The 24,659-nt window shown below is 70.7% G+C and carries 22 protein-coding genes and 2 pseudogenes; 12 read left to right on the top strand and 12 right to left on the bottom strand.

From position 1 onward, the window contains the following. The 4 genes from OG966_RS04110 to OG966_RS04095 are packed head-to-tail and all read left to right on the top strand — an operon-like array spanning nt 1 to nt 4,439. A complete protein-coding gene (locus OG966_RS04110; protein WP_326647980.1) occupies nt 1-894 on the top strand; it encodes a galactokinase in 894 nt (297 codons plus the stop codon). A gap of 23 nt (nt 895-917) precedes the next feature. Further along, complete coding sequence (locus OG966_RS04105; RefSeq protein ID WP_326647979.1) at nt 918-2,108, top strand: alkaline phosphatase family protein; 1,191 nt, start codon at nt 918-920, stop codon at nt 2,106-2,108. A gap of 46 nt (nt 2,109-2,154) precedes the next feature. Continuing rightward, entirely contained in the window at nt 2,155-3,426 is a 1,272-nt protein-coding gene (locus OG966_RS04100; protein ID WP_326647977.1) for an MFS transporter, read from the top strand. Then, nucleotides 3,423-4,439 carry a TolB family protein gene (locus OG966_RS04095; protein WP_326647976.1) on the top strand — a complete coding sequence of 339 codons (1,017 nt, stop codon included), beginning with the start codon at nt 3,423-3,425 and terminating at the stop codon, nt 4,437-4,439. The genes OG966_RS04100 and OG966_RS04095 overlap by 4 nt, the downstream gene beginning before the upstream one ends. 54 nt (nt 4,440-4,493) lie before the next feature. On the opposite strand, the gene OG966_RS04090 is transcribed toward OG966_RS04095, so the two are convergent. Next, a complete protein-coding gene (locus tag OG966_RS04090; RefSeq protein WP_326647975.1) occupies nt 4,494-5,849 on the bottom strand; it encodes a DUF6777 domain-containing protein in 1,356 nt (451 codons plus the stop codon). A 201-nt stretch (nt 5,850-6,050) separates the two neighbouring features. Here OG966_RS04090 and OG966_RS04085 point away from each other — a divergent pair, with 201 nt between their 5' ends. After that, nucleotides 6,051-7,334: a streptophobe family protein gene (locus OG966_RS04085; RefSeq protein ID WP_326647974.1), complete on the top strand. Its 1,284-nt coding sequence runs from the start codon at nt 6,051-6,053 to the stop codon at nt 7,332-7,334. 13 nt (nt 7,335-7,347) lie between these two features. Here OG966_RS04085 and OG966_RS04080 read toward each other — a convergent pair whose 3' ends face one another. The 3 genes from OG966_RS04080 to OG966_RS04070 are packed head-to-tail and all read right to left on the bottom strand — an operon-like array spanning nt 7,348 to nt 11,386. Beyond that, nucleotides 7,348-8,358, bottom strand: a complete 1,011-nt coding sequence (locus tag OG966_RS04080) for a serine/threonine-protein kinase (protein WP_326647973.1) — start codon at nt 8,356-8,358, stop codon at nt 7,348-7,350. Next, complete coding sequence (locus tag OG966_RS04075) at nt 8,358-9,020, bottom strand: hypothetical protein (RefSeq protein ID WP_326647972.1); 663 nt, start codon at nt 9,018-9,020, stop codon at nt 8,358-8,360. The genes OG966_RS04080 and OG966_RS04075 overlap by 1 nt, the downstream gene beginning before the upstream one ends. A gap of 11 nt (nt 9,021-9,031) precedes the next feature. Then, on the bottom strand, nt 9,032-11,386 hold the full coding sequence (locus tag OG966_RS04070) for an ABC transporter ATP-binding protein/permease (RefSeq protein ID WP_326647971.1): 2,355 nt from the start codon (nt 11,384-11,386) through the stop codon (nt 9,032-9,034). A 148-nt stretch (nt 11,387-11,534) separates the two neighbouring features. On the opposite strand from OG966_RS04070, the gene OG966_RS04065 reads away from it, so the two are divergent. From OG966_RS04065 to OG966_RS04050, 4 genes are all read left to right on the top strand, one after another. Continuing rightward, nucleotides 11,535-11,840, top strand: coding sequence for a type B 50S ribosomal protein L31 (locus tag OG966_RS04065; RefSeq protein ID WP_326647970.1), 306 nt, complete (start codon nt 11,535-11,537; stop codon nt 11,838-11,840). 93 nt (nt 11,841-11,933) lie between these two features. Further along, nucleotides 11,934-12,860, top strand: a complete 927-nt coding sequence (locus OG966_RS04060) for an NAD(P)-dependent oxidoreductase (protein ID WP_326647969.1) — start codon at nt 11,934-11,936, stop codon at nt 12,858-12,860. A gap of 149 nt (nt 12,861-13,009) precedes the next feature. Beyond that, complete coding sequence (locus OG966_RS04055) at nt 13,010-14,281, top strand: VWA domain-containing protein (protein ID WP_326647968.1); 1,272 nt, start codon at nt 13,010-13,012, stop codon at nt 14,279-14,281. After that, the gene (locus tag OG966_RS04050; protein WP_326647967.1) at nt 14,281-15,096 is read left to right on the top strand and encodes a hypothetical protein; all 816 of its coding nucleotides are present in this window, start codon (nt 14,281-14,283) and stop codon (nt 15,094-15,096) included. The genes OG966_RS04055 and OG966_RS04050 overlap by 1 nt, the downstream gene beginning before the upstream one ends. A 39-nt stretch (nt 15,097-15,135) precedes the next feature. On the opposite strand, the gene OG966_RS04045 is transcribed toward OG966_RS04050, so the two are convergent. The 3 genes from OG966_RS04045 to OG966_RS04035 form a co-directional block, all read right to left on the bottom strand. Further along, nucleotides 15,136-16,344, bottom strand: a complete 1,209-nt coding sequence (locus OG966_RS04045; RefSeq protein ID WP_326655077.1) for a permease — start codon at nt 16,342-16,344, stop codon at nt 15,136-15,138. Nucleotides 16,345-16,566: 222 nt separating this feature from the next. Beyond that, on the bottom strand, nt 16,567-17,388 hold the full coding sequence (locus OG966_RS04040; protein WP_326647965.1) for a hypothetical protein: 822 nt from the start codon (nt 17,386-17,388) through the stop codon (nt 16,567-16,569). A gap of 174 nt (nt 17,389-17,562) precedes the next feature. Continuing rightward, nucleotides 17,563-18,363 carry a maleylpyruvate isomerase family mycothiol-dependent enzyme gene (locus OG966_RS04035; protein WP_326647964.1) on the bottom strand — a complete coding sequence of 267 codons (801 nt, stop codon included), beginning with the start codon at nt 18,361-18,363 and terminating at the stop codon, nt 17,563-17,565. A 267-nt stretch (nt 18,364-18,630) separates the two neighbouring features. Here OG966_RS04035 and OG966_RS04030 point away from each other — a divergent pair, with 267 nt between their 5' ends. Together OG966_RS04030 and OG966_RS04025 are read left to right on the top strand one after the other, a co-directional pair. After that, the gene (locus OG966_RS04030) at nt 18,631-19,002 is read left to right on the top strand and encodes a DUF488 domain-containing protein (RefSeq protein WP_326647963.1); all 372 of its coding nucleotides are present in this window, start codon (nt 18,631-18,633) and stop codon (nt 19,000-19,002) included. 282 nt (nt 19,003-19,284) lie between these two features. Next, nucleotides 19,285-19,731, top strand: a complete 447-nt coding sequence (locus tag OG966_RS04025) for an SRPBCC family protein (protein ID WP_326647962.1) — start codon at nt 19,285-19,287, stop codon at nt 19,729-19,731. A 4-nt stretch (nt 19,732-19,735) separates the two neighbouring features. Here OG966_RS04025 and OG966_RS04020 read toward each other — a convergent pair. The 3 genes and pseudogenes from OG966_RS04020 to OG966_RS04010 form a co-directional block, all read right to left on the bottom strand. Next, nucleotides 19,736-19,978: pseudogene (locus OG966_RS04020) on the bottom strand (glycosyl hydrolase-related protein); the annotation flags it as partial. Between the two features lie 71 nt (nt 19,979-20,049). After that, nucleotides 20,050-21,390, bottom strand: a complete 1,341-nt coding sequence (locus OG966_RS04015; protein ID WP_326647961.1) for a 6-phospho-beta-glucosidase — start codon at nt 21,388-21,390, stop codon at nt 20,050-20,052. Beyond that, complete coding sequence (locus OG966_RS04010; protein WP_326647960.1) at nt 21,387-22,136, bottom strand: DeoR/GlpR family DNA-binding transcription regulator; 750 nt, start codon at nt 22,134-22,136, stop codon at nt 21,387-21,389. The genes OG966_RS04015 and OG966_RS04010 overlap by 4 nt, the downstream gene beginning before the upstream one ends. A 124-nt stretch (nt 22,137-22,260) precedes the next feature. On the opposite strand from OG966_RS04010, the pseudogene OG966_RS04005 reads away from it, so the two are divergent. Then, nucleotides 22,261-22,394: pseudogene (locus OG966_RS04005) on the top strand (carbohydrate kinase family protein); the annotation flags it as partial. 27 nt (nt 22,395-22,421) lie between these two features. On the opposite strand, the gene OG966_RS04000 reads toward OG966_RS04005, so the two are convergent. Together OG966_RS04000 and OG966_RS03995 are read right to left on the bottom strand one after the other, a co-directional pair. Further along, nucleotides 22,422-23,009, bottom strand: a complete 588-nt coding sequence (locus OG966_RS04000; protein ID WP_326647959.1) for a putative glycolipid-binding domain-containing protein — start codon at nt 23,007-23,009, stop codon at nt 22,422-22,424. A gap of 200 nt (nt 23,010-23,209) precedes the next feature. Continuing rightward, nucleotides 23,210-24,127 (bottom strand): S1 family peptidase, encoded by a 918-nt coding sequence (locus OG966_RS03995; RefSeq protein WP_326647958.1) that lies wholly within the window; start codon nt 24,125-24,127, stop codon nt 23,210-23,212. Nucleotides 24,128-24,659 lie beyond the last annotated feature (532 nt).

The following is a 24,659-nucleotide window of genomic DNA, read 5'->3' as shown; positions in this document are numbered from 1 at the left end:
ATGAGTACGGCCACGAGCACGCCGGACATCGCCCGTCGCCACACCGCCGACCCGCTCTTCCGGTTGGTGGCCTACGCCCTCGAATCGGCGCACGACCGCCCCCCGGCCACCGTGTGGAGCGCCCCCCACGCCTTCCATCTGGGCTCGCCCCGTGTCGTCGCCGCGGCGGACTGGCCCGTGGCGGCGGCTGCGGCCCCCCGCGAGGACGGCCTGGTACGGCTGAGCTCCCTCGCCCACCCCGCGCAGAGCTGCGAACTCCCGCTCAACGGGCCGCCCTTGGCCCACCCCGACTGGGCCGCCCGCAGCTACGCACTGCTGCGCACCATGGCCCGCGCCGGGTACGGCAGTGGCGGCATCGACCTGCACATCCACTCCACGCTGACCGCGGCGGCCGGACTCTTCAGCGCGGAGCCGCTGGAGTGCGCCGTGGCGCTCGCGGTCGCCGATCTGCACGCCGGCCGCGCCGGACCGCGGCTGCCTCGTCGCCGTCTCGCCGCCCTCGCCAGGGCTGCGGCGCCCTCCGGCGACGAGGCCTTGCGGGAGGCCGTGCTCTTCGCCCGCTCCGGCACGGCTCTGCTGCTCGACAACGGCCGCCGACGGCGTACCCCCTTCGACCCGCCCGAACACGGGGCGAGGCTGATGCTCCTGGTGACACGCGGCCAGGGACCCGGCGCCGCCGACCTCCGGAGCGCACTGGACGCCGCTCGGCGCGCAGGTGCGTTCGCCGCCTGGCGGCCCGGACGAGAGCCGGGGCGCAGCGCCCTGGTGCTGCTGCCGCAGGACCGTCTGACGACCGTCCGTTCCACCGTGGCCGAGGAGTTCCGCAGCAGCGGACGGCCCGTGCCGCGCTTCCTGAACATCGCGGTGGCGGGCGCGGCCCGCCGCGAGGAGTGATAGGAACAAGGAGGAGCACCGTCATGAGACCAAGAGCCCTGCCGGAACGGGCACCGCACGGCAGCAGCACCCGGAAGTGGCGCGCGGCTGCCGCCGGGATCTTCGGCACCCTCTGTCTGATCGCCGCCCCCGGGACGGCCGACTCCCACGCCGCGGCGCCGAAGACGGCTGCCGCACTGCCCAGTTACGACCACGTCGTGGTCGTCGTCTTCGAGAACAAGCAGTACGGCGAGATCATCGGCAGCTCCAACGCGCCCTACATCAACCAGCTCGCGAACGCCGGCGCCAGTCTGACCGGCATGCGGGCGCTGACCCACCCCAGCCAGCCGAACTACTTCAACCTCTTCTCCGGCGGCACCCAGGGCATCACCGGCGACGGCTGCTACACGCCGCAGTCCATGAGCGCCGCCAACCTCGGACAGGAGCTGATCGCCGCCGGCAGGACATTCGCCACCTATAACGAAGACCTGCCGAGCGAGGGCTCCACCGCCTGCACGAACGGCCAGTACGCGCAGAAGCACAACCCCTGGTTCGCCTTCAGGAACGTGCCTCTCAACACCGGCAAGACCTGGACGCAGTTCCCGAAGAGTGACTTCACCCAGCTGCCGCAGCTGTCGTTCGTCGTCCCGAACCAGTGCAATGACATGCACTCGTGCCCCGTCGGCACGGGAGACACATGGATGAAGAACAACCTCGACACCTACGCACAGTGGGCCAAGGCCAACAACAGTCTGCTGGTGCTCACTTGGGACGAGGACAACTACCTCGGCTCCAACCGGATCGCCACGGTCTTCTCCGGGGCCAAGGTCAAGCAGGGCACGTTCAGCGGCGCGTACAACCACTACAACCTGCTGCGCACCTTCGAGGACCTGTTCGGTACCACCCACGCAGGCAACGCGGCGAGCGCGACCTCCGTAACCGAGGTCTTCGGCGACAGCACGCCGCCCGGCGGGGATCTGAGCGTGGCCGACCCCGGTGCGCAGACCTGCAAGTTCAACCAGAGCTGCACCATCCAGATCACCGCGACCGGCGGCAGGGCTCCGATCAAGTACAGCGCCTCCGGACTGCCGTTCGGCCTGTCCATCGACACCTCGACCGGCCGTATCACCGGAAAGCCCTGGCAGACCGGCACCCTCCGGAGCACCGCCACGGCCGCCGACGCCACCACGGCCTCCGCCGGCACCACTTTCCCTCTGACCGTCAACTGGTTCTGATCCCTGATGTTCTGACGGTATCTCAGCCACTGGAAGGGAGACACCCGTGTATCTGTCGGCCGGCCGGGCCGCCGACACCACCGCGGGTGTACGCCGCACCCGGCCGGGCCCCCCGCGCGGCACCGGAGCCCGCCGCGCGGTCGCCGGCAACGTCATCGCCCTCGGCGCGGTCAGCCTGGTCACGGATGTCTCCGCCGAGATGGTCACCGCCGTACTACCGCTCTATCTCGTCGTCGGCCTCGGTATGTCCCCGCTGGCCTTCGGCGCCCTCGACGGTCTCTACCAGGGTGCGACGGTGCTGTCCCGGCTGCTCGGCGGACACCTCGCCGACCGCGCCCAGCGCCGCAAACTCGTCGCCGGCACCGGCTATGCCCTGTCCGCCTTCTGCAAGCTCGCCCTGCTCGCCGCCACGACACCCTGGGCGGTCGGCGCCGTGCTCGCCGCCGACCGCACCGGCAAGGGACTCCGCACCGCCCCACGGGACGCGCTGATCTCTTTGTCCTGCCCGCCCGAGGAGCAGGGCAGGGCCTTCGGAGTGCACCGGGCGATGGACACCGCGGGCGCCCTGCTCGGCCCGGTCGCCGCATTCGCCGTGCTGTGGGCCGCACGCGACGGCTACGACGCGGTGTTCGTGGTCAGCTTCTGCGCCGCCGCACTTGGCGTGCTGCTGCTTGTGCTCTTCGTACGGGAAGGCGCCACGCGAAGTCCCGCGGCGGAGAACCGGCAGCGACCCGGCCGGAGGTCGCTGCGCACCCTCGCCCGCACCCCCGGCCTGCCACGGTTGTGCCTGATCGCCGCACTGCTCGGCGTGGTCACGGTGAGCGACTCGTTCCTCTACCTGCTGCTCCAGCGCCGCCTCGGCCTGCCCACTGCGTACTTCCCGCTGCTGCCTGTCGGCACCGCCGCCGGGTTCCTGCTGCTGGCCGTGCCGCTCGGCCGGCTGGCCGACCGGATCGGCCGCCGCGCGGTCTTCCTCGCGGGCCATGGGGCGTTGCTCTTCGCATATGTGCTGCTCCTTGCGCCCGGCACAGGCGGACCGGCTGCGGCCGGGTGCGTACTGGTCCTGCTCGGTGTGTTCTACGCGGCCACCGACGGCGTGCTGATGGCAGCAGCGGGCCCGCTGCTGCCGCCGCATCTGAAGGCGAGCGGCCTCGGCCTCGTCCAGACGGCCGGGGCCCTCGCGCGTTTCGTGGGCTCACTGCTCTTCGGCGCGGCGTGGATGTACCTCGGGCCCGAAGGCGCTCTGACCGCGGCTGCCACCGGCCTGGCCCTCGCCATGGCGGTGGCCGTCGTCCTCCACCGAGGGAGTCACTCATGAGCATGCGGGCCCGACTGCTCATCCTCGCCATCGCCACCGTGGTCCTGGCCGCGGTCGCCGCCGTGGCCACGCTGCGGGCCGCCGACCGCGCCACCGAGCACGAGCGGGCCAGGCCCGGCGAACCGGTCGCCCGAGCCGGTGCGGTGACGTTGCGTCAGCCCGGTCGGCTCCTCTTCCGCAACCTCGCCTGGGGCCCGCAGCGCGATCACATCTCCTCCGTTCCTCTGACCGGCCCGGCCGGCCCGCGCACCGCCGCGCCCGGCAACTGCCTGCGCTTTCACGCGGCCGCCGGCACAGGCATCTGCCTCCGAGCGACTGGCGGAGTGATCCCCGGCCACGAAGCCGTGCTCCTCGACACGCGGTTGCGGCCCGTCCGTACGTTCCCGGCACCCGGAATGCCCACCCGCGCCCGGGTGTCCCCGAGCGGGCGACTGGCGGCGTGGACGGTCTTCGTCAGCGGAGACTCATACGCGGGCGGCGCCTTCTCCACCCGTACCGCCATCTACGACACCCGCACCGGCACCCTCCACGCCGATCTCGAGAGCTTCACCGTGATCAGGGACGGGCGCCGGCACCGGGCCGCCGACCACAACTTCTGGGGCGTCACCTTCGCCGCCGACGACAACCGCTTCTACGCGACCCTCGCCACCGGCGGCCGTACCTATCTGGTCGAGGGCGACCTGGCCCGGCGCACTCTGCGCACCGTGCGCGAGAACGTCGAGTGCCCCTCCCTGTCCCCGGACGGCACACGGATCGCCTTCAAGAAGCGCGTCCCCGGCGCCCCCGCCGCCACCCCCTGGCGGCTGCACGTGCTGGACCTGCGCACAGGCAGGGAGACCGCGCTCGCCGAGCGGAGAAGCGTCGACGACCAGCCCTTGTGGCTGACCGGCGACACGCTCCTCTACGCACTGCCCGGCGATTTCGGTGCCGACCTCTGGTCGATTCCGGCGGACGGCGGCGGAACACCCCGGATGACCGTGAAGTCCGGCACGTCTCCGGCCGTCATCGCCTGAGCCTTCATCACCCGAGCCGTCATGCCCGAGCCGTCTCCGGATTCGTCCGGCTCCTCAGGTCACGGGTGAGTTCGGCAGGAGGGGAGACGACTCCGACCCCGAGGCGGGTCCGGAAGGAGATTCCGGGACCGCGGGAGGCGGTGGCGCAGGCAGCGAGGACGTCGGGGGCTCGGAGGACTCAGGCCGCAGATTCGGTTTCCCCGGGGACGGGGTTGAGCTGCCGGGCGGCGGGGATGCCGGGGGCTCGGAGGACTCGGGCCGCAGGTTCGGTTGTGCAGGGGACGGGGTTGAGCTGCCGGGCGCCGGGGATGCCGGGGGCTCGGAGGACTCGGGCCGCAGATTCGGTTTCCCCGGGGACGGCGACGAGCTGCCGGGAGAGGGCGATGACTCGCCCGGGGACGGCGACGACGTGTCGGGGAAGCGCGGCAGCTCTTGTCTCACCGGAGGGGAGGTCTTCTTGTCATGGCGGCCGGTGTCGCCCCTGTCGCGGGAGAACCAGTCATTCTTGTGCGGGTCGAACACGATGAACACGTTCACCACCGTGACGGAGGGCGCCACGACCACGACGTTCGAGGGCCGGTACGCGGGCCAGGGGTCACCTTTCGGTTTGGGTGTGCCCTTCAACGGGACCAGAGGCCGCAGCGGATTGCCGCAACCGCAGCGCACCTGCGGCACGCCCCGGCCGTCGACGAGCACGGCCGTACCGGCCTGCAGGACCGCCTGGTAACTGGTGGTGGCGCCGTTCTTGTAGCCGTGGTTGGTGACCCGGGTGTCCATGCCGAGCTGTACGGGCGTCAGTGACCGCAGGTATGCGGGAACGGCGGCGGGCGCGATGCCGTGGACCGAGGCGAACGCCCGGTTCTTGGCCGGATCGGCCGTGAGAGAGCTGACCTGCTTCTCCACGTCGCAGCTGGCAACCTTTCGGGTCCCGGTGTAGAGGCCGGGGGTCGATCCCCGCACACTGCGGGTGGCGTTGGCCGGGGTGCTCGGCAGTCTGGGAAGCGTCGGTGGAGGGGTGCTCTCCCGCGCCGTGGATTCGGTGAACGGATCCGGGCCGGTGGAGCCGGCGGGTTCGAGGACCACCTCGGCAGCCTTGGCCGATTCGTTGGGACGGGTGAAGACGATGGTCAGCACCACCGCTACCACGAGCGCGGCGGCGATCGCCGCAATCCGTGGGACGGACCGCCACCAGGGGTGGCCGGGGCCCTCGCCCGGGCCCTGCGGCGGTCCGCCCGGTCCGCCGGTGCCGCCTGTGCCGCCCGGTCCGGTGCCGCCGAAGCCCCCGCCGCTCGGTGGGGGCTTCGGCGGCACCGGACCGGGCGGAGGCGTCGAACCCGGCCGCGACGGGCCTGAGAGCGGGCCCGAGGGAGGTCCGGTGGGACGTTCGGACGGTGGCGGTTGGGCACTCACGGGCTCTTCTTCCCAGCGTAGGAATCGCGCAGCGCAGGAAACTCGGCACAGGAATGTCAGCGAATGTGGGTGAAAGTGAAGTATTCTCACTTTCCTTCCTTGACCGTCACTATTGTGTGCGCCGCACCCCTCCGGCCCGCAAGCTGACGCGGTCGGCTCTCCCGGGGGGCGGAGTGCCGGACCCCTGTTTAGCGTGGCAGCGTGAGCCAGCAGCTATCCAGCGAACGGGCCGGCAGGAGACGTGCCTCCCACGGCTGGCGTGACGCCCTCGCAGCGGTGCTCGCCGGGCTGGCCCTCATGATCGTCACGGCCTCTCTCGGCCTGTGGGCGGCGGGCGCGGCAGAGCTCCCCGGGAACGCGTTTCCGCGGGTCGTCGCGGCCGTCGTCGTGATGGCCGTCGGCGGCTCGGTCGACCTCTCGGGAGACGCCGGGCTGATCGCCGAGACGCAGGCGGGCCTCACGGTGATGCCTCTCTCGGTGACCCTCGCCGGGGCCCTGGTCATCGCCGGCGGCTTTCTCCGGCCGCTGCGGAACCGAGCCGTCGCCAGTACCCGCGAACTGACCGGCTGGGCCGCCAGGATGGCGGCGGTGTGGGCGCTCGCACTCATCGCCCTCGCGGCCCTGGCCCGCCACAGCTTCGCCGTCCGGCCCGGGGACCGGACGATCGCGGACATCGGCGACCTGCTGGACGCATCACCCGAGGTCGGGTTCCGGGCCGACATCGCTCTCACCCTGGTGTTCGGCCTGCTGTGGCTGGCGGCCCTGCTCGTGCTGGCCCTTCTCGTCTCGCGCAAGGCGCCGCTGCCCGCCCGGCTGGTGCGCTTCCAGGAGTCGGTGCGCCCCGCAGCTTTCGCCATGGTGGCGCTGCTGATGGCGTACGTCGTACTGGGGCTGGTCATCGGACTCGTCGTCCTGGTCACCCGTGGTCACCCGGCCGAGACGTGCGCCGTGCTCCTCCTCGGACTGCCGAACCTCGCCTGGCTCGCCCTCACGCTCGGCCTCGGCGCTTCCTGGGAGGGGAAGGTGCAGGGCCCCTTCGGGCTGCCGGTGCCGCACGTGATGGACTCGGTACTGCGCACCTCGGACGGCTCCACCCTCAACCTGAGTTCGCTCACCCAGTACGACGGACGGGCCTGGTGGCTGCTGGTCGTCGCCGCGCTCCTGCTGCCCGCCGCCGCGTTCCTCATGGCGGCCCGCTCACCAGCCCGGACGCGGCCCTGGCAGCACGCGGTGCACATGGCGGTGGCGCTCGCCCTCACGGTGCTCACCATCTGCCTCGTCGCCCGGCTCTCGGCGCACTACGGCCTGTCGCTACTGGGCCTCGGAGACATCGGAGGCGGCCTCGCCGGAGAGGTGTTCCTGCGTCCGATGCTGTTCACGTCGCTCGGCCTGGCCGTGGTCTGGGGACTGGCCGCCGGCTTCGTCGGCAGCCTGCTCGCCGCGCGGGTCCGCCGTCGCGGAGAGGTGGAGCCGGCTGCGAACTGAGTTCAGGCGTCGGTTAACCGGGGTGACCGGGGAAGGCCGGCAGTGCCCAGCGGGGCGGCTGCGGCGGCGGCTCCGGGTCGGCGTCCTCGGCGCGGAGGCGAAGGTCCACCTGCGTCGGCTGATGGCCCCCTTCCCCGACGCCCGCCGCCGCGGCGCGCAGGGCGGTCACGAACTGCAGGCACGAGTCGTACCGGTCGTCGGGACTCTTGGCGAGGGCCTTCGCCAGTACGCCGTCGACGGCGGCGGGGAGTTCGTGCCGCTGCGCGGTGACGGGCGGCGGCGGGTCGTACTGGTGGGCCCACAAGAGCGCTATGTCGTCGTCACGTTGGAAGGGCGGTGTGCCGGCCAGAGTCTCGTGGACGACGCAGGCGAGGCTGTAGACATCGCACCTGCCGTCCACCGGGCGCCCCGAAATCTGCTCCGGCGCCACATAGTCGAGCGTCCCGACGAACTGGCCCACGGTGGTGAACCCGGTCAGCGACAGCGACTTCTTCGTCAGGCCGAAGTCCGTGAGGTAGACGTGCTCGGGATGGTCGCTGTCCGTGCCCGCCGCGACCAGGATGTTGCCGGGTTTGACGTCGCGGTGCACCAGGTCGTGGTCGTGGGCGGCGTCGAGCGCGGACGCCACCTGAGCGGCGATCCGTCCCGCGTCCACCAGGGACAGCGGTCCCTGGCGGTCGAGGAGCGCGCGCAGGTCCTGTCCGGCGACGTAGCGCATGGCGATGTAGAGGATGCCGTCGGTCTCGCCGGCCTCGAAGACCGGCACGATGTGCGGGTGGTCGATCGCGGCGGCCACCCTCGATTCATGGGTGAAACGCTGCCGGAAGGTGTCGTTGCGGGCGAGTTCGGGAGCAAGCAGTTTGAGCGCGACGGTGCGGCCCAGCCGCAGGTCCTTGGCGCGGTAGACGACGGCCATCCCGCCGCGGCCGATCTCGATCTCGACCCGGTACCCGGCGATCTGCTTCCCGAGCAGGTCGGAGGCCCGTCCGACCGGCAGGCCCGGGTCGTGCGGGGCGCGGGCCATCAGGCGTCACCCGGCCGGGCGGGCGGGTGCGGGGCGGGGGAGTGGGCGTCGTCATCGGGTCCGGCGGGTGGCGTGGGCTCGGAGCCGGCCGCCTGCGCGGGGTCGACGACCTCCGTCGCCGGCGCCGCCTGCGGGTTCGGGTCCGGCGCCTTCACCCGGGCGTCCGTCGTCGTCCTGCCCGGGCCCGACGAGGCCGCGTATGTGCTGAGCCGCGTCCCGTCGCAGTACACCCACCGCTCGTGCTCCGCGTCGTACAGCCACACCGACTCACCGTCGACGACCATCCCGACCCGCAGCCCCTGCGTACGGCGGCGGAAGGTCTCTCCGTCGGCCTGCCCGGACGTCAGCTCCTGCGCCGCGCGCCGGTACCGGCTCAGCGACTCCTCGGCCCGCGCGAGCAGCGGTCGCGGGTCCGCGGTCCTGGCGAGCGGCTGACCGGCCGCCGGCGGCTCATGCGGTACGGAGACCAGCAGCCGGCCGTCCACCCACGCCGACCAGCCGTTCGCGCACACGATCTGCCCCCAGTCCCCACGCCGGTCGACGAGCCGTACCGGAAGCAGCGGGTCGAGCGGGTCGGTCGGCCGAGACACGTCCGGGGCCTCCCAGGCGGGCAGCCCGCCCTGCGGGACGACATGTGTCGGGCTGAAATCCTCGATCGTCATGGATCCCGCCTCTACTTCCGCATGACGGCGGGTTCATGTCGGCGCAGGAGTCTCACGACCACGTATCCGAAGACGAGCGAGAGCACCACAAGCATCCCCATGTCGAGCAGCCACACCGCCTGGGAGCGTTCGAAAAGCGGATCCGCTGTCAGATCGCCCGGGATGATCCGCGAGAGCCCGATGGTCCCTGCCATCGCTCCCAGCGCCCATCTCGAGGGGACCAGCCACGCAAGCTGCTCGACCCCGGGAACTCCGTGGAGTTTCAGCAGCGCGCCGCAGAAGACGACCTGGACAATGGCGAGGAGCACCAGCAGCGGCATCGTGACTTCCTCCTTGCGCACCAGCGCGGAGACGAGCAGGCCGAGCATCATCGCGGTGAAGGACAGCAGGGCCACGGCCAGGGTGATTTCCAGCAGGGGCGGCATCAGCACTCCTTCGTCGTCGGGGGCGTTGAGGTCGACGCCGACCAGACCGACGAGGGTCAGTACGACGGCCTGCAGCACCGTGACGCTGCCCAGCACCACGACCTTGGACATCAGATACGCGGATCTGGACAGCCCGACGGCCCGCTCACGCTGGTAGATGACCCGTTCCTTGACCAGCTCCCGTACGGCATTGGCGGCGCCGGTCAGCACACCGCCCACACACAGGATGAGCAGGGCGTTCATCGCTGTTGCCGGGGTCAGCCGGCTCCCGGCCAGGGCGCGGGTCATCGCGCCCATCACGAACGGCAGGGCGATCATGATGACCAGGAAGGTCCGGTCGGCGCTCAGCGCGGCCGCGTACCGCCGCACCAGGGTCCACAGCTGCGCCCCCCAGCTCCGGGTCCGCGGCGGCGTGATCGCTGCGGCCCCCGCGTCGTGCGGGAGGCGTGGCTGCGCGGTCGAGTTCGCGATGTACCGCTGGTGGAACGGGGACTCGCGGTACTCTCCGGCCCACTCGCGGACCTCGTCGTTCTCGAAGGCCTCGAACGCCTCCGGCCACTGCTCGAAGCCGAAGAAGGCGAGCGCGTCGTCGGGCGGCCCGTAATAGGCGATCTTCCCGCCCGGGGCGAGCACCAGCAGCCGGTCGCACACGTCCAGACTGAGCACGCTGTGGGTGACCACGATGACCGTACGTCCGTCGTCGGCGAGGCCACGGAGCATATGCATGACCGACCGGTCCATGCCGGGGTCGAGTCCGGAGGTCGGCTCGTCGAGGAAGAGCAGCGACGGCTTGGTGAGCAGCTCCAGAGCCACACTCACCCGTTTGCGCTGACCGCCCGACAGACTGTGGATCGGCTGCCCGGCCCGCTGTTCCAGCCCCAGTTCGCGGACGACCTCGGTGACCCTGGCCTGACGTTCGGTCTTCGCGGTGTCATGCGGAAACCGCAGCTCGGCCGCGTATCCGAGGGCCCGCTGGACCGTCAGCTGGGAGTGCAGGATGTCGTCCTGCGGTACGAGTCCGATGCGCTGACGCAGCTCCGCGTAGTCGTGGTAGAGGTCGCGGCCGTCGTAGAGGACGGTGCCCTGATCGGCGGGACGGAGCCCGGTCAGCGCGTTGAGGAGCGTCGACTTGCCCGCTCCGCTGGGCCCCACGACGGCGAGCAGGCATTTCTCGCCGACCGGGAAGGAGACGTGGTCGAGGAGCGTCTTGCGGTCCCGGTCCACCGAGACCGTCAGGTCCTGGACGTCGAGCGACACCTCACCGGTGTCGACGAATTCCTGCAGCTGGTCGCCGACGAGGCAGAACGCCGAGTGCCCGATACCGAGGATGTCGCCGGGGGAGACCTCGGCCTGGTCGACCGGCTGGCCGTTGAGAAAGGTGCCGTTGTGACTGCCGAGATCGACGATCTCGTATGTGCCGTCCGGCTGCGCCCGTAGCTCGGCATGCCGGCGTGAGACGACGAGGTCGTCGATGACCAGGTCGTTGTCGGCGTCGCGGCCGATGCGTACGAAGCGGACGGGCAGCGGCCGTACGGTGGTCGGCTGCCGGAAGGTGCCGGTGAGGGAGGGCATGGAGACGGCGGACGGACGGGCGGGTACCGCCGCCGCCGACGTCGGAGCCGCACGGCCGACGAGTACGGCGCGCGGGCCGTCGGAGGGATTGCCGAACCGGATCACGCTGCCGGGGCCGACTCCCGACTCGTGGATGCGCCTGCCGTCGGCGTATGTGCCGTTCGTGCTGTGCTCGTCCTCGAGCGTCCAGTGATCGGCGTCGGGCCGGAGCACCGCGTGGTGCCAGGAGACCCGGACATCGTCGATGACGATGTCGCTCCTGGGGTCGCGCCCGACGTGATAGTCCCGGCTCGGACTCATCACCGTGGAGCCCTCGTCGGTTTCGAGGACGAGCTCGGGCGCAGTCGACGCGACAGGCCGCTCTCCCATGCCCGAATTCTAACGATTGGCCACTATCTGTGCCCGGCCGACGCGGCACACACCGGGCTGCGGGACCGGCCAGGCGCGGACCGGACAGGCGGGCCGCCCCGGCGGGAATGCCGCCGGGACCCGCCGGGTTACAGCACCAGGCGCCGAAGTGAAAGTGACATTCACCCCCACTGAGCGCCCGTACCGAGGAGGGACTACGCCTCGTATCCACCCCGTCTCGCGCCCGGTCGTCTTCCGCGACCGCGCCGCGGACATCGCCTTCCTGACCCGCTCGACCGCCGACTCCACGCAGCGTGTGGAGTGGGAGGACGGTCACACCTACCCGGTGATCGACGTCGAGGTCTCCTCGGCGAGCCACCCGTTCTACACCGGTAAATCCCGGGTCCTGGACTCGGCCGGCCGAGTGGAGCGCTTCGAGCGCCGCTACGGCACCGCCGCGCCCGCTCGGAGCTGACCCGGACCGGAGCCCGGCGCCGCCGACCCGTTCCGGACGGTCGCGCCGGGTATCCCTGAGCCAGGCGCATGACGACGGCGAGAGGCGATTCGAGTGGCCACACCGACAACGCCCCATGACACGGCCCGTCCCACGGTGGCGGTGCTCGGCACCGGCATCATGGGCGCCGCGATGGCGCGCAACCTGCTCCGGGCCGGACTGCCCGTGCGTGTGTGGAACCGTACGAGGGCCAAGGCCGAGGCCCTGGAGGCCGACGGAGCGTACGGTGCCGCGTCCCCCGCCGATGCCGTCACCGGCGCGGACGTGGTGCTGACCATGCTCAGCGACGGGCCGACGGTGCTCGCCACCATGCGTGAGGCGAGCCCCGGCCCCGCCCCAGGAACGGTCTGGGCCCAGGCGGCCACCGTCGGCGACGCCGTCACGGCGGAGCTGGCCGACCTCGCGCGGCAGCGGGGCCTCGTCTTCGTCGACGCTCCCGTTCTCGGCACCAGGCAGCCCGCCGAAGCCGGAGAGCTGCTGGTACTCGCCGCGGGCCCGGACACTGCCCGAGCCGTACTGACGCCTGTCTTCGAAGCCGTGGGCCGGCGCACCACCTGGGTGGACGACGACGGCTCCACCGGTGCCGCCAGCAGACTCAAACTGGTGTTGAACAGCTGGGTCGGCGCACTGACGCATGCCACGGGCGAGGCGATCGCCCTTGCGCAGGGGCTCGGTGTCGATCCACAGTCGGTCCTCGACAGTGTGGCCGGCGGACCGTTGGACAACGGGTACCTGCGGGCCACGGCCAAGGCGATCCTCGCCGGCGACTACACGCCGAACTTCGCTGTCACCAACGCCCTGAAGGACGCACGGCTCATCGTCGAAGCGGGCGAGCGCTCCGGTGTACGGCTGGATGTGGCACGGGCCGGAGTGGCGCGTTTCGAGAGACTGGTGGACCGGGGTCTGGGCGAATACGACATGGCCGCCAGCTGTCTCGCCTCCTTCGACGAAGGCCGCGAGCCTGACCAGGACGCCGGTTGACGCGCGATCGACCCGGCGCCCCGCGCACTTGACCGCCTCTGCACATCGCCGAACAGCTTCGAACTCGGTCCGGGCTGTACCCGCCGCAGGTTCCGGTGGGGAGAACAGCCGGTTTTGGATCAGTGGGCGATCTTCAATACGATCCGGCGATGATCACAAGAAAACGGCTGGCGGCCGCGTCGTGCGGCCTGCTCGCCGCCCTGGCTGTCGCGCTCTTCCCGGCGGCAGCCGCCGCCGGTGAACCGGTGGCGAAGACTTCCCCCAAGGTCGAGTTGGTGCTCGACGTCAGCGGATCGATGCGGGCGCGCGACATCGACGGTCAGACCCGGATGGCAGCGGCGAAGCAGGCGTTCAACGAGGTACTGGACGCGGTGCCGAAAGAGGTGCAGCTCGGCATACGTACCCTAGGCGCCAACTACGCCGGTGACGACAAGAAGCTCGGCTGCAAGGACACCAGGCCGCTCTACCCGGTGGGCCCGCTCGACCGGACCGAGGCGAAGACCGCCGTGGCGACGCTCGCTCCCACCGGCTGGACGCCGATCGGGCCGGCTCTGCTGGGTGCGGCCAAGGACCTCGAGGGCGGCGACGCCACCAGGCGGATCGTGCTCATCACGGACGGCGAGGACACCTGTGCTCCGCTCGACCCGTGTGTCGTCGCGCGAGACATCGCCGCCAAGGGGATCCACCTCGTCGTGGACACGCTGGGGCTGGTCCCGGACGCCAAGACCCGTGACCAGCTGAGGTGCATCGCCGAAGCCACCGGCGGCACGTACACCTCCGTACAGCACACCGATGAACTCTCCGGCCGCGTCAGCCAATTGGTGGACCGTGCCGCAGCCCCCGTCGTCACCCCGGTGGCGACCGAGGGCGGACAGCAGTGCACCGGCGCACCGCAGCTCAAGCCGGGCCTCTACACCGACCGCGAGAAGTTCGGTGAGCACCGCTGGTACCGGGTGGATGTCCTGCCCGGCCAGGAGCTGCGCGCCTCGGTGAGCGTCGGCGCCGACCGGGCCGTCAACAACGACTACGGCGTCATGCTGCGGGCGGTGACCGTACACGGCCGGGAAATCGTCCGCGGCGCGGAGGCGGGCGACGGACGCACCGACATGATCTCGGCCGGGCTGCGCTATCCGAAGGCTCCGCTGGACGACGCGGACGAGGCCAAGGCCGCCGCGGAGACCGTATGCCTGCAGGTCAGCAACTCCTTCTCGGCGCCCGCGTCGGTCAAGACCGCCCCGGGCCTGCCCGTCGAGCTCACCATCGACGTCGTCGACGCGTCCGACGACGCGGCCGACGTGGCGTCGTTCGGTCTCGGCCGGGGCTGGTGGCTCCTCGCCGTTCTGGTGCTCACCGGCCTGGTGGCCGGTCTGCTCTGGGGCTGGATCTCACGCTGGCGCGTCGCTGTCTGGAGGACCAACTGATGCGTACCGCACACGTACTGACGACAGCTCTGCTGGCCGCTGCCGCACTGTCCGGCACGGCGGGCGCCGCCGTCGCGGACGATCCGTCGGCGAGTCCCGGCGAGAGCACGGCCGGCCCGACCGAGGCCGGTACCACCTTCCGTACCGCGACCGCTGTCGAGCAGGGCGTGCCGGCCACGGCGGACGCCTCTGCCGGCGACTACCTGTACTGGGTGTTTCCCGCGGACGCGGGGCAGCGGGCCACGGTGAAGGCCAAGGTCGGGCTGCCCGAGGCCGCCGGCCGGCACGGCACCTCCACGTGGCGGCTCGATGTGTACGACGGTCTGCGCCGTCGCCAGGCCTGTATGTACGGCATGCAGACCCGGGCAGCGGCGAAGGACACCACATCGGTCGAGTTGTCCTGCACGCTGCGCACGGTCCGGTCCTGGGCCGAGCCATGGTCCAACGATCCGCTGCCGGGCAGCTACTACGTACGCCTGACGGTTGTCGATCTTCCTGAGGAAGACCTCGGCCAGCCGGTACGGGCGGAGGTCGAGGCCCGGTCGGCCGACGCCGGCGGCGCGCACGCGGGCGACGGCTCGCTCTCCACTCCGCTGGTGCCCGGCGCCACGGCCCGGGCGGCCGAGGACGACCAGAACGCGCCGAAGCAGGCGGCGGCCTTCGCCGAGCCGGACGGCGGCTGGGCCTCGGGCTGGTGGTCGGACCGCTGGATCTGGACCGTGGCGGGCGGCCTGCTCGGTGCTCTGGCAGGCATCGCCGGCTACTCCCTCACCCGGGGCTCCGGCCGTCCTGCCCGGGTGCCACGGGGCAGCTGAACAACCGAGCGGCCACGGCCCTTTGCCGTGGCCGCTCGTTCACTCGCCACCACCACCGGACTCGCCCGCCGCCCGGCCCTGATGGTTCTCGCCGTGGACTTCGGGGGCGTGACTGTTGCCGGGCGTGCCGCCCATCATGCGCAGCATCGCCATCCCGCCGGTGCGGAAGAACCGCACCAGGAGGGCGGCTGCCAGGATGAGGAAGGCGATGTTGAGCCAGGTGGTGTAGTTCCATGTGACGCCCCCCATGGGGACCTTGGCGTCGGCCTGGTCGGGGATGAGGCCGAGGGCACCGAAGGTGAACTCAACGATGTAGCCGGCGATGACCGTGGCGGGATAGAAGGTCCCGAGCAGGAAGAGGGCCATCCTCGGGCCGTAGTACTTCCGGTAGATGTTGAGGATCGGCAGGATGAGCAGGTCGGCGAAGATGAACGCGACCACGCCGCCGAAGCTGATGCCGCCCTTCCACAGCACGACCGCGAGCGGCACGTTGCCGATCGAGCAGACGAACGAGGCGATGGCGACCAGCGGGCCGATGACCGGCCCCCACAACTTGGATGCCAGCGGGTGGCCTTCGAAGAAGAACGTGCTCCAGAAGGAGTCCGGCACCCACGCGGCGATGGCGCCGGCGATGAGCAGGCCGAGCACCAAGTCACGCAGGATCGCGGCCCACTCCATGACAAACACGTGCGCGGTCGAGGTGAAGCCTTCGCGGGACAGCAGCCGCCGGGTGAAGGAGCCCTCGCGCTGCACGGACATGTCCATCGCGGCATGTCCTTCCATCGAGCCGGCGAGCCCGCGCTCGGCCTGCTCGCGAGCGTGGATCAGGAGTTTGTCGCGCAGGAACAGCCGGAAGAGCACCGCCAGCACGATGATCATGACGGGGCCGCCGACGAACTCCGCCGCGGTGAACTGCCAGCCCATCAGCAGTGCCAGGATGACGCCGAGTTCGACGACCAGGTTGGTCGACGCGATCTCGAAGGCCATCGCGGCGGTGAAGTTCGCGCCTTTGCGGAACAGGGAGCGGGCCAGCGCCACCGCGGCGTAGGAGCACGAGGACGAGGCCGCGCCGAGGCCGGCGGCGATGGCGAGTGTACGAGGGTGGTCGTCGCCCAGCAGCGAGACGACGGTGGACTTGCGCACGACCGCCTGGACCACGGCGGACAGGACGAATCCCAGGATCAGCGCCCAGGTGATCTCCCAGGTCATGGAACCGGCGATCGACAGTGCGTGCAGTACGGCGTGGATCATTCCCGAAGCCTGCCTCCGCGAGTGCGGCCGCGGGCCGACCGACGCGGTGCACCGGCGAGGTGTGGCGCGCGAGGGGCTGGTACCGGGCGGGTACCCAGTGCCGGGTGTGCCGGGCCCCTGCGACCACCGCCGCGGCCGCAGTCGCTCGAAGTCTCAAGCCGTGTGGTGGGCCGCCGGGGACGGGCTGCGCGGCTGCCGCCGGCGAACGGAAGCGTCAGCTCACGCCGGACGGGGCCGGGACTCGTACAGCCGCGTGTAGTAGCGGCCGCCGGTCTCCAGTCCGGTGGGGTCGTAGCCGGTGAGGAGCACCTGCTCGATGGCGCTGCGCTGCTCTGCCGGGTCGCTGAACAACCGCTGCGGATAGGTCCGCGAAGGGTCCGTCTCGGTGACCAGGCCGTGGTCGGCAAGGCTCGAGATCACTGACTGGTAGGGGACGGTACGCAGGACGAAAGCGCTTACCCAGATCGGGATCCGCGCGCTTTCCAGGAGGGATTCGAAGGTGCGGTGGGTGATGTAGCCGATGCCGCCGGTGACGGTGATCAGTCCGGTGCCTGCGACGGCGCGTCGCAGCTGGGGGCTGGGCGGCTGCTCTTCCAGGTTCTCGCCGTAGGCCTCGTCGAGCAGGCCGACCGCCAGGGCGTAGTCGACGGCGCGGGCGGCGGAGTCGAGTCCGATGACCGGGCTTGCGTCGGCGCGGCGCCTCGAGGCGTAGAACTCCTTGTCGCACTCTATGAGTTCGGCGGGTGTGAGCGCCGCCGCCTCCGCGCTGGTGTAGTGCGCGTACAGCTCGGCCAGCGTGAGGTGATGATTGAGGAGGGCGGCGTTGATGCCGTACGAGCAGCACAGATCGAGCACCGTGACGGGGCCGCCCGAGGCCGCGGCCCGATCCGCGCGAGTGCGGCGGAAAATGGCTTGGGCCTGGTGCGGAATCTCGTATTCGAGTGGGGCGAGCCGACGGAAGTAGGCGCGAGGGTCCGGTTCGTTGTAGATGTCGTCGAACCGGGTCTTGCCCGGCGTGGGGCTGGTCCGGCCTCCGGTCATGGGGGGTACCTCCGCGGGAAGGGGACAGGATTACCGCGTATGAACCTCTATCGGACCTGCTCCATACGACGGTAGGTCGCATGGCGGGAACCGGCCAGCCGACCGGTGCCCGCCATGGGGCGGCACTCCCACAGGGCTGCGGCCGCATGGTTCGCGGGCGCAAGCGCTTGCTCCTCAAAACTCGGAGTTGCTGAACCAGAGCGTCAGCAGATCCTCGTTCCCGGAACTCTCGAAGACCTCCGAGCCGCGGTCGAGACGGCCGTACATCAGCAGCAGCAGATCCGCGGCGGCTCCCTGAACGGTGGCGTCGGCCGGTGTGGCTGTCCCGGCGGCCGCGGCGACGTGGTCGATCCCGAAACCGTCGGGCCGCAGACGGACCAGCCAGTCACCGTCACTGTCGGTGCACCGGAAGCGAATGGTCTCTCCGTCGCCCCGCAGATTGGCCACCTTGGGGGCGAAGGGCGAGGCGAAGGGCAGATTGACCAGGAACTCGTCCACGCCGTCGGCCGCAAGGTCGCGGTCGATCTCTGGCCTGAGGCCGACGGCGAGTTCCGCGTCGGCACGGTGGACCAGAGTCTCGAACAGCATCCGCCGCACCCAGAACCTGGCATGGCGATCGGCGCCCCACACCCACATCGGGGCATCCGGGTCGGTGACCTCGAAGGCGCCCGCGGCCTCCGCCGCACTCGATGTCAGCCAGTCGGGATAGCCGTCCTCGTCGGCCGGCAGCCGCAGGTCCACGTCACGGCTCCGCGGTGGTTCCTGGACGAGCTGTCGCAGCAGCACGGAGAACCAGCGCTGCACACTGCCGGTGTGCCTGATCAGGTCGACGAGCGTCCAGCCCGGGCAGCTCGGCACGGGGGTCGCCGGCTGTGCGCCCTTGACGACCGCCACGAACCTGGCGGTCTCCGCGGCGACGGCGTTGCGGTGGGCTGCAGGGGTGGAAGCCCAGCGCGAATGATCAGGTATTTCCATGGTGCCGTGTTCTCCCGAGGTCTCCGGCCCGGCGACCTGTTTGGCCGCGGGTATCTCCGCGCAGCCTGCCACAGTGCCGTGTCCAGCCCCGAGCACCGCTCTGCGCCCACGACCGGCGCGGCATCGTCGCTGCCCCAACGATGGCGCCTTCGTCCCTGCCGGCCGAGGGGGAAGGTGCGGAGCCGTCCCGTATGGCGGAGCCTGAGAAGGTACGGCGTCAGCGCAGCGGAGCCCGGCCGCCGGTCTCCGCACGAGTGAGGTGAGCCGATGGTGTCCGGCCCGTTCCACGTCCGGCGTGTGTACGATCCGGCCCGCCCGGACGACGGGTGCCGGGTACTGGTGGACCGGCTCTGGCCGCGTGGCGTCTCCAAGGAGCGTGCCGCCGTCGACGAGTGGCTGAAGGAGATCGCGCCCTCGACCGAACTGCGGCACTGGTACCACGAAGACCGCAGCCATTACGACGAGTTCGCCCGGCGGTACACGCGAGAGCTCGCCGACTCCGCCCACGCCCCGGCCGTCGACCGGATACTCGACCTGTCCGCCACGCAGGCCGTGACCGTTCTCACTTCGGTCAAGGACATCGAGAACAGCCATGTCCCGGTACTCCTCGCCCATCTGGCGCGACGGTCCGAGCCGTGAGTTCGCAGGCCGGCAGCGTCAGCCTTCGCCGCCCCAGGGAAGCGGAAGCCTGGTTCGAACAAGCCGCCGACGCAGGCAAATCCGTCGCGGCCGACAACCTGAAGCTGTTGCGCCGCTCACTCCGGATACGTCTCGGGTGGCGCTGCCGCCGTCCGTGAAACCAGAATGGCAGGACACCAGCCTGGCGCGGGCCGCCAGTCGCGAGCCTGCCGGAGTCTCCCGGCCCGTCCGGGACGATGACGGCAGGCTGCCGCCCGGGCTCGAGCGATCAGTGGAGGAGCCATGGCCGGTCAGTTCGAGGCAACGGTCGAGATCGGCCGCCCCGTTGAGGAGGTCTTCGCTTTCCTCGCCGACGGTGAGAACGATCCCAGGTTCAGCCCCAGGGTGCAGGAGATGGCCAAGGTGACGGACGGCCCGACCACGGTGGGCACCGTCTACAGGAGCACGGTCAAGGACGCCGGGATGACGACCAGGCGAGAGTTCCGGATCAGTGAGTTCCAGGCGCCCGACAGGATCCGTTGGACCGAGCTCTCCAAGAACCTCGTGACGGCCACCGAGGGCGGCTACGACCTCGAGCCCACCCCTGAGGGCAACACCCGTCTGCGCGTTTTCAACAGGCTCGAAGGCCATGGCGTCGGCAAGCTCATCGCGGGCCTCGCCCTGAGCGCGGCACGCAAGGACGCCGACGCGTTCGGAGGCCGGATCAAGGCGGCGGTCGAGGCATCCTGAGCCGCTACGCCCGCGAGAGCCGGAGCGTCAGGATCTGGAAGGGGCGCAGCCGTAGTGCGACATCGTTTTTCCCCGCAGCCACGGATTCACCCGGCAGCGGACGCCCCAGGAGGTCGGTGACCTTGGCGCCGGCCGGCGGGAAGCCGGTGCGCAGCGTCGCCTCCGCCCGGCCGCCGAGCGACTCGTAGAGCCGCACCACCACATCGCCGGACTGGTCGTCGGCCGATTTCACCGCCTCGACGGTCATGGCCGGGTTGCTGCGGGATGCGCTCGACGCGCTCCTCGATGCGGCGGCGTTCGTCGTGCGTCTGCGGACTCCTACCTCAGGTACGCGAGAGCGGGGTGGGCGCTGGTGTAGCCGTCGACGAGTCGGCGGGCGACGGTCACGGAGTCGATGAGGGGGTGCAGGGCGAAGGCTTTGACGGCGGTGGCGCGTGAGCCGCTGCCGGCGGCGGCGAGGATCTCGCGCTCGACGGCCTTGACGGCGGTCACCAGGCCGGTGGCATGGAGCGGCAGGGGAGCCACGGAAACGGGATGGGCGCCGTTCGCGTCCACGAAGCACGGGACCTCGATGACCGCGTCCGAGTCGAGCACGGAGAGCGCGCTGTGGTTGCGGACGTTGAGGATCAGAGTGGTGCGCTGGTTGTGCGCGATGGCTCGCATCAGGGCGAGGGCGACCTTTTCGTACCCGCCGGACTCCAGGTCACACGCGTCGCGCTCGCCGGCTCCGGCCGCCTCGCGGTTGTGCGCCATGTACGTGGCCTCGCGCTCTGCGCGGGTGCGGTCCCAGGTTGCCAGCGCCGGGGCGTCCGGCTGCTTCATCTCCTCGTAGAACCGGGCCTGTTGGTCGTGGAGGAAGGCACCACGGGTCTGCTTCGCCTCCTGGTAGGCGCGGACCGCCTCGCGGTTGAAGTAGTAGTAGTGCAGGTACTCGTTGGGGATCGCGCCGAGCGACTGGAGCCAGTCGGCGCCGAAGAGTCTGCCCTCCTCGAACGAGCCGAGCAGTGCGGGATCGGCGAGCAACCGGGGGAGTGCGTCCCGGCCTTCGATGTGCAGTCCGCGGAGCCAGCCGAGGTGGTTCAGGCCGATGTAGTCGATCGAGGCGGTGTCGGGATCGGCTCCCAGCGCCCTGGCGACGCGTCGGCCGAGGCCCACCGGTGAGTCGCAGATGCCGATGACCCGGTCGCCGAGGCGGCGGGACATGGCTTCGGTGACCAGACCGGCCGGATTGGTGAAGTTGATGACCCAGGCGTCAGGGGCGAGCCGGGCGATACGGCGGGCGATGTCCACCGCCACCGGGACGGTACGCAGACCGTAGGCGATGCCGCCCGCGCCCACCGTCTCCTGGCCCAGTACGCCCTCGGCGAGCGCGATGCGCTCATCTGCCGCCCGGCCTTCCAGACCGCCGACCCGGATCGCGGAGAACACGAAGTCGGCGCCGCGCAGCGCCTCGTCGAGGTCGGTGGTCACGGTGACCTCCGGCGCGTCCGGCACACCCGCCGCCTGGTCGGCCAGCACCCGCGCGATCGCGGCAAGCCGGCCGGCGTCCACGTCGTGCAGCGTGACCTCGGTGATCCGGCCGGCGGCGTGATCGCCGAGCAGTGCGCTGTACACCAAAGGCAGTCTGAAGCCGCCGCCGCCGAGGACCGTGAGCCTCATACCTCAACCACCTTCACTCCTGCCTCGTCGAACGCCGCTCTGGTCGCCGGGTCCGCCGGGGTGTTGGTCACTACCGTGTCGAGGGATTCGGGGCCGCAGACCCTGGCCATGCCGGTGCCGGGGAACTTGCCCGCGTCGGCGAGCAGCACCACCGTGTCGGCGGCCGCGATCATCGCCCGCTTCACCGGGACCTCGACCACCGTGGTGTCCATGACCTGGCCGCTCGGACGGATGCCGCTCGTGCCGAGGAACAGCCAGTCTGCGTGCAGCTGGCGCAGATTGTCCTCGGTGAGGAAGCCGACCAGGGAGCGGTACTCCCGCCGGAGCATCCCGCCGAGCAGGATCAGCTCGATCCCGGTGTCGTCCGCCAGCTCCTCGTACACCACCAGATTGCTGGTGATCACGGTCAGTCTGCGGCCGTGCAGCTGCCGGGCGAGGCGGTAGGCGGTGGTGCCGATGTCGAGGAGCACCGACTGCCCGTCCTCGACCATGGCGGCGCCCTGGACCGCTATGGCGTCCTTCTCCGGGACCCCTTTCTCGGCGACCTCGGCGAAAGGCTGATCGCCTTCCTCGACCGCGGCTCCTCCGTGGACTCGCGTGAGCAGGCCCTCTTCCTCCAGCTTGACCAGGTCGCGCCGGATGGTCGCGGGGCTGACGCCGAGCCGCTCGGACAGGTCGGTTACGGCTGCGGGGCCGCCCGATCGCAGCGCCCGCAGGATGAGTTGATGTCGTCGCTCGGCCAGCACACCATGAACGCTACTCGTCAATCTCAATCACTTCTATGCGTCTTGGTGCTCAAGCATTGCCAATTCTGCGCACCGGGCGCACGACCCTGTCCATGCCTTGCAGGTCTTTGACGAGAGGGCGTCCGTGGACGAGGAGCAGGGAGCCGATGTCCTGCTGACGGGTCTGCTCTTCCACGACCTCGTGCTCACCGGCCTCGGCAAGCCGCCGGCACCGGGCGAGGAGATCTGGACCCGGGGATGGGCTGCGGTCCCGGCGGAAGGGGGGGCAACGCGAGGGTCGGGCCGCTAGGGCCGCGGCAGGCCCGCGCTGCCCGAAAACCGGTGGGCCAGGCCCGGGTAGTCGACGACCAGTCCCTCCACGTCGAACTCCACATCGCTGCGGAAGTCGCCCGACGCGAACCGGACGCGCGCACCGCGTTCGGTTCGCACGAGGTGGGTGTAGGTCTGCTGTGACGCGTGCACCGTCAGGTCCGGAACCGAGACCCAGGCCATCAGGAAGTCCCGTCGGCCGGGCGTCAGATGGAGTCCGTGCCGCAGTACCGGCATGGTGTTGGTGAGCGGGCTCAGACTCAGGTCGCAGTCGAGCGCGCCGTCGACGCCGGGGACATGCCTTCCGTTGGCGGTCCACCGGCCGTCATCCTCGTGTCGCAGGTGGAGTTCGTGCGAACCGGTGGCGGTCGCGGCGTGGACCCGCAGCTTACGGGTGACGCAGTCGTCGACTGTTTCGAGGTCGTACGAGATCCAGTACGGATCCGGTCGGGTTCCGACCGCGCGTCCATGGGCCCGTAGGGTCGTGCCGCGGAGTTCGATCCAGGAGGTCTCGTACCCCTGGCTCTCCGTGACTTCCCAGGTGAGGACGTGAGAAGCGACCATGTCCTCACCCTAACCAGCCGGCGGCGGACTCGCCCGGGCTCCTCTTGCGCCGGCCTCGGTGGCGGGCGAGGCGGACCACTGGATCCCGCCGACAGGGGCCCGCGTACGGACCGCCCCGGGCACCACAGCGGCTGCGGTGTCCAGGGCGGTCCTTCCAGGCTGCGCCGGCATCTGCCGGCCTGCGCGCTCAGGTCAGCGCATCAGAAAATGCTCACCCCGTAGGCGCTCAGCGCTTCGGTGACCGGCTGGAAGAACGTGGTGCCGCCGGAGGAGCAGTCGCCGCTGCCGCCGGAGGTCAGGCCGAGAGCGGTGCTGCCGGAGAACAGGGGGCCGCCGCTGTCGCCGGGCTCTGCGCATACGTTGGTCTGGATCAGACCGTAGACGATGTCTCCACCTCCGTAGTTGACGGTCGCGTTGAGGGCGGTGACCGTGCCGCTGTGCAGGCCGGAGGTGCTGCCGCTGCGCTGTACGGACTGACCGACGGAGGCATTGCCGGCAGCCGTGATGTCACGGTAGGAGCCGTTGTAGAGGTAGACCCTGCCATCGGCGGCCGAGGCACTGGAGTGCCGGATGATGCCGTAGTCGTTGGTCGGGAAGCTGGAACCGGCGGTGGAACCCAGCAGCGTGGTGTTGGCGGAGTTGGTGTACCAGGTGCTGCCGATATTGGTGCAGTGGCCCGCGGTGAGCGCGTAGTACGTGCTTCCGCTGCGGACATTGAAGCCGAGCGAGCAGCGTCCGCCGCCGGTGTAGATCGCCTGGCCGCCCGCGATCAGCTTGTTGAACCTGCCGGTGGTGCGCTCGATCTCGAGAGCCCCGGCACGTGCGCCCGCGGCCTTCTTGATCTTTGCTATCCCGGCGGCCGAGACGGTGTTGTCCGCCGTGACGACGAGCTTGCCCGTTGTCTTGTCCGTGTACCAGGCGGTACCGGGCACATCCGCCTGCAGCACGGCGTCGCTCGCCCGGGCGAGCTGGGCGGTGGTGGCCCGTGCGCCGTCGGCCGAATCGGCAACCGCGGCCGGCGCGGCGAGCGCGGATACGGTCAGCAGACTGGATGCGACAGCGATCAGCCGCGCACGTCTCGCGACGCCGCCGAGGGGGGAGAAGCGCTTGAGGTTCACTACATCCTCCGGTGGGGGTTCCGGGGCCCGCTGGGTGGGCGGGCCCGTCAACACGCCGGGCCGGGGACATGACGATTGAGTCACCGTCATGGCCCTGACAACCTGCGCCGGTTGGAATCCTCGGCTCCGGATGGGGTGCGCGGCAAGATCGCCTTTCGGCCGCTCTACGCGCGTCCAGCGGCGGCAAGTGCGGTACGTGTGGGGATGGTTCGGGCTCGCGTCAAAGGGGTGTCTTCGCCGGGGTCGTACGGGCGGACCTGAGGACGCGCCTCCGGCAAGGGGCAAAGGCCGGGAACCATTTGCTGAAGTGTCGTCAGCTGACTTCTGAGTCAGGAGTGGCGGGAGTGCCGCGCGGAGGTCCGTCATGGCCGTACCGGAATGTGCCCCGCCGTTTTGCGCTGTTCAGGCATGAGACGAACCGCGCGGCGCGTCGGTCGGGGAGCCGTGTCACTCCGGTGCGCCGCCTCGCACTCCGCGCCACCCGGCACCGAATTGCAGCGGTGCTCCCGCACACATGGCTCACGGCCGCCGG

Origin of the sequence: Streptomyces sp. NBC_01750, from assembly GCF_035918095.1 — a bacterium.
Taxonomy (GTDB): domain Bacteria; phylum Actinomycetota; class Actinomycetes; order Streptomycetales; family Streptomycetaceae; genus Streptomyces.
The sequence above is the reverse complement of the archived record's forward strand: the minus strand, read 5'-3'. Positions and strand labels throughout refer to the sequence as shown.